Origin of the sequence: Amycolatopsis sp. NPDC058340 (genome assembly GCF_042723975.1) — a bacterium.
Lineage (GTDB): Bacteria > Actinomycetota > Actinomycetes > Mycobacteriales > Pseudonocardiaceae > Amycolatopsis.
Map to the genome: position 1 here is coordinate 68,732 of NZ_JBHXIB010000018.1, position 9,046 is coordinate 77,777.

Here is a 9,046-nt window from a genome sequence, read left to right on the forward strand (position 1 = left end):
CCGGCAGCCGCCACCGAGGAAGGACTGGATGACCATGCGCCCGAACCGAGCGGTGGCGGCGATCGCGTTCGTCGCGGTGCTGGGCGGAGCGGCGATCACCGGGGTGCTCGCGCCGACCGCGGCGCAGCAGCCCGCGCCTCCCGCCGCGCCGTACCGCGTCGGGTACGTCAGCGCCGCCACCACGGGCTTGTTCCAGGCTTCCGGCGAGGCACTGCCGCCGGGCGCCGGGAGCGTCGATTCCGACGCGTCCGCGGGCAAAGGCGGCCTGGTGTGGGTGAGCAAACGGGCCGTCCGCGACGGTGCCGAGCGGGACGGCGAGATCTGGTATCTGCGCGACGGCACCCGGGTGCCGTCGCGCCTGACCGACGACGCGGCCGCTGACACGAATCCGGCGTTGTCGCCCGACGGGTCGTCGGTCGCGTTCGTCTCGGAACGTACGGGCAGCAAGGACGTCTTCGTGATCGGCGTCGACGGCCGCGGGCTGCGCCAGGTCACCTCCGGACCGGCCGCGGACGATTCGCCGAGCTGGTCGCCCGACGGCCGCCGTCTCGTGTTCAGCGGCACCGGCGAGGATCCGGCCGGCGACCTCTACACCGTGCCGTCGGGCGGCGGCGCGCCGACGCGCCTGACCACCGATCCCGGCGCGGACACCCAGCCCGCCTGGGCCCCCACCGGTGGCCGGATCGCGTTCACCACCACCAGATTCGACCCGGCCGGGGACGTCGTGGTCATGGCCGAAACCGGTGGCGCGGTCACCCGGGCGGTACCGGAGCCCGGCGACTCGTCCGAGCCCGCGTGGTCGCCGGACGGCGCGCGGCTGGCCTTCACCACCCGGCAACCGGATCCGCTCGGTGACGTCAAACAGGTCGCGGGCGGTCAGGTCTCGGTGATCTCCGCGCTGTCCGGCGTCGGCGAGACCGAACCGGCCTTCCGCGCCGATGGGCAGCCGGTGTTCACCCGGCTCCACGGTGGGGCCACCACCGACATCTGGAGCTCGGACGCACGCGGCGGTGACCGCCGCGATCTCACGAACCGGCCGGACGCGGACGAAGCCGATCCCGCTTTCTCCCCGGACGGGACTTCGCTGGCCTACACGGAATTCGGCACCGGTGAGAGCCGGAACAGTCAGGTCGTCGTGGCGAACGCCGACGGCGGCGCACCGCGACCGCTGACCGCGGCCGAGCGCGGCAAACGGGAACGCCACCCGGCCTGGTCGCCGGACGCGACGAAGATCGCGTTCACCCGGACCGTGTCGAGCGGCGAGGGTTCCGACAGCTTCGTGAGGATCGTGCGCGTCGCGGACGGCCGTCCGCTCGGCGACATCCCGATCCCGGCACACCTGCGCGGTGACGACTCGCAGCCGGTGTGGTCGGCGGACGGGGCGAAGATCACGCTCACCCGCGCGGCCACCCGGATCGGGCCGCCGGGACCGTCCAGAGTGGACCCCGCGGTGGTGGACGTCCCGGTCGGGCGGGGCGGTTCGGCGCGGATCGGCAAGACGGTGGAGACCGACCGGATCCGGTCCCTGCCGGACGTCGTCCTGCTGATGGACCAGACCGGCTCCATGGGCGGGGTGATCGAGGACGTCAAGACGAACCTCGGCGCGGTCGTCGACAGCGTGCGGGAGCGGGAGAAGGAAGCGAACTTCGCCGTCGTGGCCTTCGGCGACGCGAAAGACCCGGCCCCGCGGCCGTTCCACGTTCAGCAACCGCTGACCCCGGCGGGTACCGACGCCGAGCGGAAACTGCTGTCCGACGCGTTCGCCCGGATCAAGGCGGACGGCGGCGGAGACACCGCCGAGGACTGGCTTCTGGCCTTGCGGAAGATCGCGACCGGAGCCATCACCTTCCGCCCGGGCAGCAGCCGGGTCATCGTCCTGGTCGGCGACGCGGCGAGCCACGAGACCCCACCGGACACCCGGGCGGAGGTGATCGCCGCCTTGAACGCGGCGAAGATCAGCGTGGTGGCCGTTCCCGCGGTCACCGGCGGGCCGAGCACGGATCCCGACCGCGGCCTCGACGCGCGGGGACAGGCGACCGCGATCACCAGCGCCACCGACGGTGTGCTCACGCCCGGCACCGACCCCGGCCGGATCTCGGAGGCGATCATCGCGGGAATCGGTGACCTCCCGGTCAGCGTCCAGCCGGTGAGCTTCTGCGATCCGGGCCTGACGATGACGTTCGATCCCGCGGGCCCGCAAAGCGTCCCAGGCGGCGCGAAGGCGCGGTTCACCGAAACGGCGACGGTGTCCCAGACGGCCGCGCCGGGTTCTTTCCTGCGTTGCCGCGTGGAGTTCCGGTTGAACGGGGAAACCACCGTGCGGCCGGGTTACACCGAGAACGTCACCGTCCGCGTCAAGGATCCGGCTCTGCCACTGATCACGCTGCACGACCGGACGGTGACCGGGACCGGCCCGATGGTGATCGAGTACCCCGCGACCGCGGTGGACGTGGACGGGAGCAGGCTCGAGCCGAGCTGCGTCCCCTTGTCCGGAAGCCTGTTCCCGGTCGGTGCCACCACGGTGACCTGCACGGCGAGAGGGAAGAACGGCACCGCCGTCGAGACCGCGGTCATGGCCGTCGCCCCGCCGGGAGAAGACCGGCGGAAGCAGTTGTGGCAGGTCACCCTGACCCAGCCTTCGCCGGACGTCGTCGTGCCGGGAGACCAGCGTGACCTTTCGTCGCTGTTCGGGCCGGGTTGCGGCGCCGGCGAAGAAGGCGCGGCGGACGTCTCGCCGGACGGGGCCACCCTCGCGTTCCAGAGCGGCTACGGGCTGGTCTGCGTGGCTCCCGCCGACGGGGGTGCGGCCCGGATCCTGGTGCAGCGCACGGGATACGTCGACGATCCGGCCTGGTCGCCGGACGGCGGGCTCGTCGCGTACACGAACTCGCCGAGCGAGGATCCGCCACGGATCGCGGTCGTTCCGTTCACCGGCGGCGACGGCCGGATCCTGATCGACGGCCCCGGTGGCGCCTCGCAGCCCACGTTCCAGCGGATCCCCGACCTCGCCGTGAGCACGAGCGCCGTACCCGCCGCGATCCCGTTCGAGGGGCTCACCACGGTCGAATTCGTCGTCACCAACCGCGGCGCGACCGCGTCGCCCGTGGTGGGGCTGTTCGTCCGGCTGACGGCCGGATTGCGGCCGTCGGCCGCAATCCCCACCAAGGGCACCTGTACACCCGAGCTGGTGTGCGCGTTCGGCACGCTGGTGCCGGGCGAGGAGGTGCGGGTGCGGTTCGGCGCGACCGGCCTGGCCGCCGGGGCGCAGGCGGCGACCGGAACGGTCACCACGGCCGGTCCCGACGCCGACGCACGGAACAACTCCGCCACTGCGGTCGTGACGGTCGGCGAAAAGCCGGCGCCACCGGTGACTCCCGGGTCCTTGTCGGTCGGGATGTCGGTCTCGGCGGTCCCGCTGTTCACCGGCGGCGACGACGTGGTGCTGACCTACTTGGTGCACAACGGTTCCCAGGCCGCGATGCCGGCCGTCCGGCTCGTGACCCAGCTGCCGCCCGGGCTTCCCGCGACTTCGGCCGCGCCCGGCTGTGTGCCCGGTGGCGGAAGCTGCGCGCTCGGGACGCTGGGGCCGGGGCAGACGGTCGCGGTCCGGATCTCGTTGGCCGCGAAGGCCGCTTTCGACGGCCAGGTGTCCGGAACGGTGAGCACGACCGGACCGGACAACAACGCCGGGGACAACACCGCGAACGCGCGTGTGGTGGTCCGGCAGCCGGTGGTCGAGCTGGATCCGAAGATCGGCACCCTCGGCTTCGTCCCGCGGGTGCGGGGAACGGATTTCCCGCCGGGCGCGGTGGTCCGGCTGGCCTGGTCGGCGGGTATCTCCGCGCCAGGGCTGGTCACGGTCGGCGCCGATGGCAGGTTCGAGGCGTACTTCTTGATCTTCCACCACGACCTGATCGGCCCGCGCACGGTGAACGTGGCCTCGGTGGGCGGCGTGAAATTCGGGACCGTGGGGTCGAATCCGATCCTTGTCGTGCTCCGCACCCAGCAACCCCCGTTCATCACCCGAGGCTGAAGGAGACACCTGACGATGCCGTCGGCACTCACGTGATCGAAGGCGGAACTCGCGTGATCGAAGGCGGATCACCCCGAGTGCGGCGTCCAGTCACGCGAGTCACGTCCCTGATCACGCGAGTCACGCCTCCGCCCACGCCGCGCTTGTGCCCGGTCCGTGAAGGCCTCCTTGAGGGACCCAGAGTCCCTCAAGGAGGCCTTCACGGACTTTCGACCGGCCCGAAAGCGGGTTCCGAGCACAACGATCGCTGCCCCTATGGGCAACCACCGGCGCACGGCCGCACACCCGTCCGCTGGTGCCGATCGCGGCGCCGGACGCGCAGACTTCCGGGTATGGGAGCAACGGCGACGCTGTCGGAGTCGGGTCTGGTCGCGGAACCGGGCCAGGAGATCAGCTGCTCGGTGACCATCCGCAACGCCGGCCGGGTGGTCGATCAGTTCGCGGTCGAGGTGGTCGGCGACCCGGGTGCCTGGGCCACCGCGGAACCGGCGACGGTGAATCTGCTGCCGGGGGAGACGGGTACGGTCGTCGTCCGGTTCGCGCCGCCGCGGTCGTCCGACGTCCGGGCGGGACTGATTCCCTTCGGTGTCAGGGTTTTCTCGAGCGAGGACCCGGCGGGGTCGGTGGTCGAGGAGGGCACCCTCCAGCTCGGCGCGTTCACCGAGGTGACCGCCGAAGTCGTCCCGGCGAAAGTGGAGGCCGGCTCCAAGGCCGACTTCGAAGTGGCCGTCGACAACCGCGGCAACCATCCGGTCGCCGTCGAACTGAGCGCGCTCGACCCCGAGGACGAGCTCGACTTCGAGCTCGAACGGAACCGGGCCGATCTCGCCCCGGGCACGGCCGCGTTCATCCGCCTGCGGGCCCGGCCGCGGAAACGGTTCCTGCGCGGGCAACCCGTACGTCACCGCTTCCAGGTGTTCGTCACCGCCGACGACGCCGAACCGCTCAAGACCGAAGGCACCATGGTGCAGCGGCAACTGCTGCCGAAGTGGTTGCTGCCCGCGCTGGCCGCGCTGCTGGTGTTGCTGCTGGCCTTGGTGACACTGTGGTTCACCGTGCTGAGGCCCGCGGTGAAGTCGGCCGCTCGTGAAGCCGCCCAGGAGCAGAACCAGGAGGTGATCAAGGCCGCGCAGGAGGCCGGTGGCGCCGCCGGGGAGGCGAAGAAGGACGCCGATCAGGCCAAACAGAACTCCGAAGACGCGATGAAGGCCGTCGGGCTGACCCCACCGCCGGACGGCGCGCCTCCCGGTCCCAGGGCGTCGAACGGTGTCCCCAACCCCGCGGGCAACGCGAACGGGACACCGACCGACTTCCGGGTGGCGGCGGACGCGGCCGTCGACTCGAACGTCAACCGCTTCGCCGAATTCCCCTACACCCTGCCGGACGCCACGAAAACACTGGTCGTCACCGACCTCATCCTGCAGAACCCGCGTGGTGACAACGGAACCCTGCGGCTGTTGCGGGACGCCGGTGGCACCAAGACCGTCCTGCTGGAAGTCGGCCTCGCGAACTTCCGCGACCTCGACCACCACTGGTTGCAGGCATGGCGGTTCGCCCCCGGTGAGAAGATCGTCCTCGCGGTCAGCTGCCAGACGCCGGGCGGCGGCGGCCGGTGCACCCCGTCGGTCTCCTTCTCGGGCCGGGTCGAATAGACCGGATCAGATCAACCCCTCGCGCAAGGCGAACGCGACGGCGTGAGCGCGGTTGCGGAGCTGGAAACGGTTGGTGATGTCGTGCAGGATCGACTTCACCGTCCGCTCGGAATAGCTCAGCCGGTCGGCGATCTCCTTCGTCTCGAACCCGTCGGCGACCATCCGCAGCACCGTGGTCTCGCGTTGCGACATCCCGGCCAGATCCCAGCCGTTCGGTTTCAGCACGTCCCGCTGCAACCGGGACACCCGGGACAGCAGGCGGCCGAGGAGATCCGGCGGCAGCGCGCCTTCGCCGGCGGCCGCGGCCTTCACCAGCCGCACCAGGGTGTCGGGGGTGGCGTCGGCCCGCCGGATGATCGCGGAGACGCCGTTGCCCACCACGTCCAGCAGTTCCGAGTCGTCCACCTCCCCGGCGACCAGGACGACCCCGGCGCAGCCGGCGCAGTGGAGGCTGCGCAGCAGCTGCCGGGCCTCCTCGTTCAGCCGCTCGACGATGACCAGTACGACGGCAGGTTCGTCGGTGTCGTCGGCGAAGCGGATCTCAGGGCGTGCGCGCAGCGCGGCGGTGACGCCCGCGTGCGTGATGGTGTCGGTGGCATGGAGCAGCACCGGGATCTGGTCGACGAGCATCGATGAACCCCTCCCGCGAACGGCGTTTCGTCATTCACAAGGATCGTGCGGACGGGGTTTCGCGAACAGGGATCCGGAGTCCCGATATGTCCCGTTTTGCTGCTCCGATCGAGCGACGCCCGCCTTCCTGATCTTGGCGATCGCCTGGGCCCGGTCGGTGACCTGGAGCTTGCGGAAGATATGGGACACATGGTTTCGCACGGTTTTCGGGCTCAGCACCAGCTGGTCGGCGATGGAGGCGTTCCCCATGCCCTGCGCGATGAGCCGCATGATCTCCCGTTCACGCGCGGTCAGCTTCGGGAAGGACTCGTCGCGCGGGGGTTCCGTGCCCAGCAGGGAAAGCACCTGGGTCGCGATCGCCGGGCTGAAGATCGCCTCGCCGTCGCCGATCACCCGGACCGCGCGGACGACCTGCTCGTTGCGCGCCCCCTTGAGCAGGTAGCCGCGCGCCCCCGCGCGCATGGCGGCGAACACCGCGGCTTCGTTCTCGAACATGGTCAGCATGAGCACACCGGTGTGCGGGCTGGCGTTCACGATCCGGCGGGTCGCCTCGACGCCGTCGAGGTCCGGCAGGTTCAGGTCCATCAGGATGACGTCGGGCGCCAGCCTGCCCGCTTCCGCGACCGCGGTGAGGCCGTCGGCCGCCTGCCCGGCGACCTCGATGCCGTTGGTGCCATGGAGCATCGCGCAGATGGCCGCCCGGAAGGCGGGATGGTCGTCCACCACGAGGACACGGAGGGGCGGGAACATCGCGCTCACTCCTTGGTGGCGAGCGGCAGCCAGGCGGCGATCCGGGTACCGCCCGAGGGCACCGGCTCGATCACGCAGCCGCCGCCGAGTCCGGCGGCGCGTTCCCGCATCGAACGCAGCCCGGTCCCGCCGACCGCGGGCGGCGTCTCACCGCTCGTGCCGACCCCGTCGTCGACGATCTCCACGCGCAGATCGCCGTCCAGCGGCCAGAGACGCACCGTGCACTGCCGGGCGCCGGAATGGCGGGCGATGTTCACGAGCGACTCGCGGATGATCCGGTACGCGGTGACCTCCACCTCGGCCGACAGCGGCGGCAGCTCGCGGCGGACCTCGACGGACACCGCGAGCGGACCGTGCTCGGCGGGTACCCGGTCGGCGAGCAGCCCGGCATACCGGCGAACGGCCGTGACGAGACCCGCTTCGTCGAGCGCGGGCGGACGGGCGTCGGTCACGATGCGGCGCAGTTCGGTGATGGCGCCGTAGAGTTCCTCCTCCAGCCGGGACAGGAGCCGCTCGGTCCCGGCCCGGTCACGGACGATCAGGTCACGGGCCGCCCGCAACCCGAGCACCGCCATGGCGAGTGTCGGGCCGACGCCGTCGTGGAGGTCGTTGAGCACCGTCCGGAGCCGGTCTTCGTACCCGGCAGGATGAACGACGTCGGTGACGACGAATGTCCGGCGCATTTTCTCCCCCGTCGGGCGGCATGATCCGGCTCCCGTGGCGTCCGGGGAACCGGTTCTCGCAGGTGGCGCGGCTCGGTTGGGCGTAGCGTTCTGGTCACTCGCAGTACTAGTCGCGCGACCCGGTCCCGGCGTTTCCCCGCCTGCCGCCGGTTCAGGTAACGGTTTGGAGCCGATGCGGATGGTCGCCGCCGTCGGTCACCATCCGCATCGGCGGCGAACGCCGTAATAAGGGTTCGAGAATTCGGGTCATAAAATGCTGGTGCTCGCTTCGAAGTATGATGCGCGCGAGTGAACTTTCTCGACAGTGGACGAACCGTGCCGGACAATCGGATTCGCGCGGCACCCTGCGAACAATGCCTTCTGTTGCGCTCAGTTCCCTGCTCCCATCATTTGGCGAAAAGGAAACCCATGCATGACGACGATGAACCGGTAGGCCGGGTGCTCGGCAGGCGGCAGGCGTTGATTCTGCTCGGCGCCGCCGGTGCGACACTCGCCGCCGCCGGCTCCGCCACGGCGAGCACCACCACGTCCACCCCCGGGGTCTGCACGCTGGATTGCGTGGTCAAGCCGGAGCAAATGGAAGGTCCGTATTTCGTCGACGAACGACTCAATCGCTCCGATATCCGCAGTGAGCCGTCCACCGGGCAACTGGTTCCCGGTACCGCGCTGGTCATCAATTTCACCATTCAGCAGGTTCGGCAGCAGCAGTGCACGCCGCTGGCGGGTGCGATGATCGACCTCTGGCAGTGCGACGCGTTCGGGCTGTACTCCGACATTCCGTCGCAGGGAAGCCGAGGCCGCCGTTTCCTGCGCGGTTATCAGAACACCGACCAAGCGGGCACCGCCCGGTTCACCACCATTCTTCCCGGCTGGTACACCGGACGCACGCTGCATATCCACGTCAAAATACGCACCATCGGGACCAACGGCAGGCCGTACGAGTTCACCTCGCAGCTCTACTTCACGCCCGAGTTCGGCGCGGCCTATCTGCGGACCGATCCGTACCGGCGGAAAGGTCCGGCCGACACGACCAACGGCCGGGACTCGATCTACCGCAACGGCGGATCCCAAATGCTGCTGCGCCCGCAGCAGAGCGGAACCGGCTACGTGGCGGACTTCGCCATCGGTCTCGACCTGTCGAACACGCAGGTCGGCCGCCCCGACTAGGCGACCGCCGCCGAGTGACCCGGCTCGGGCCGAAGGCTCCCATCCGCGCAAACGGAGCGGCGAAAGGGTCCATAGGCCCGGGGGTGGGTGGATTTTGGGGGGGTGGATGACCGGCAACCCAGACGCCGCCT

The 9,046-nt window shown here is 70.5% G+C and carries 6 protein-coding genes; 3 read left to right on the top strand and 3 right to left on the bottom strand.

The window, feature by feature from the left end; all coding sequences use genetic code 11:
* The first annotated feature begins 34 nt into the window (after positions 1–34).
* Both ACFWIW_RS21375 and ACFWIW_RS21380 read left to right on the top strand, forming a co-directional pair.
* Positions 35–4,033 carry a VWA domain-containing protein gene (locus ACFWIW_RS21375; RefSeq protein ID WP_378370026.1) on the top strand — a complete coding sequence of 1,333 codons (3,999 nt, stop codon included), beginning with the start codon at positions 35–37 and terminating at the stop codon, positions 4,031–4,033.
* Positions 4,034–4,365: 332 nt separating this feature from the next.
* Complete coding sequence (locus tag ACFWIW_RS21380; RefSeq protein WP_378370027.1) at positions 4,366–5,685, top strand: hypothetical protein; 1,320 nt, start codon at positions 4,366–4,368, stop codon at positions 5,683–5,685.
* Positions 5,686–5,691: 6 nt separating this feature from the next.
* Here the strand turns inward: ACFWIW_RS21380 and ACFWIW_RS21385 are convergent, their stop codons facing one another.
* The 3 genes from ACFWIW_RS21385 to ACFWIW_RS21395 are packed head-to-tail and all read right to left on the bottom strand — an operon-like array spanning position 5,692 to position 7,748.
* Positions 5,692–6,315: a response regulator transcription factor gene (locus ACFWIW_RS21385; protein ID WP_378370028.1), complete on the bottom strand. Its 624-nt coding sequence runs from the start codon at positions 6,313–6,315 to the stop codon at positions 5,692–5,694.
* Positions 6,316–6,345: 30 nt separating this feature from the next.
* On the bottom strand, positions 6,346–7,065 hold the full coding sequence (locus tag ACFWIW_RS21390) for a response regulator (protein WP_378370029.1): 720 nt from the start codon (positions 7,063–7,065) through the stop codon (positions 6,346–6,348).
* Positions 7,066–7,070: 5 nt separating this feature from the next.
* Positions 7,071–7,748 (bottom strand): sensor histidine kinase, encoded by a 678-nt coding sequence (locus ACFWIW_RS21395; protein WP_378370030.1) that lies wholly within the window; start codon positions 7,746–7,748, stop codon positions 7,071–7,073.
* A 408-nt stretch (positions 7,749–8,156) separates the two neighbouring features.
* On the opposite strand from ACFWIW_RS21395, the gene ACFWIW_RS21400 reads away from it, so the two are divergent.
* Positions 8,157–8,915 (top strand): twin-arginine translocation pathway signal protein, encoded by a 759-nt coding sequence (locus ACFWIW_RS21400; protein ID WP_378370031.1) that lies wholly within the window; start codon positions 8,157–8,159, stop codon positions 8,913–8,915.
* Positions 8,916–9,046: the final 131 nt, after the last annotated feature.

Coding starts and splice junctions, on each gene's coding strand:
- ACFWIW_RS21375 (WP_378370026.1), top strand. CDS start 35: ATGCGCCCGAACCGAGCGGTGGCGGCGATCGCGTTCGTCGCGGTGCTG.
- ACFWIW_RS21380 (WP_378370027.1), top strand. CDS start 4,366: ATGGGAGCAACGGCGACGCTGTCGGAGTCGGGTCTGGTCGCGGAACCG.
- ACFWIW_RS21385 (WP_378370028.1), bottom strand. CDS start 6,315: ATGCTCGTCGACCAGATCCCGGTGCTGCTCCATGCCACCGACACCATC.
- ACFWIW_RS21390 (WP_378370029.1), bottom strand. CDS start 7,065: ATGTTCCCGCCCCTCCGTGTCCTCGTGGTGGACGACCATCCCGCCTTC.
- ACFWIW_RS21395 (WP_378370030.1), bottom strand. CDS start 7,748: ATGCGCCGGACATTCGTCGTCACCGACGTCGTTCATCCTGCCGGGTAC.
- ACFWIW_RS21400 (WP_378370031.1), top strand. CDS start 8,157: ATGCATGACGACGATGAACCGGTAGGCCGGGTGCTCGGCAGGCGGCAG.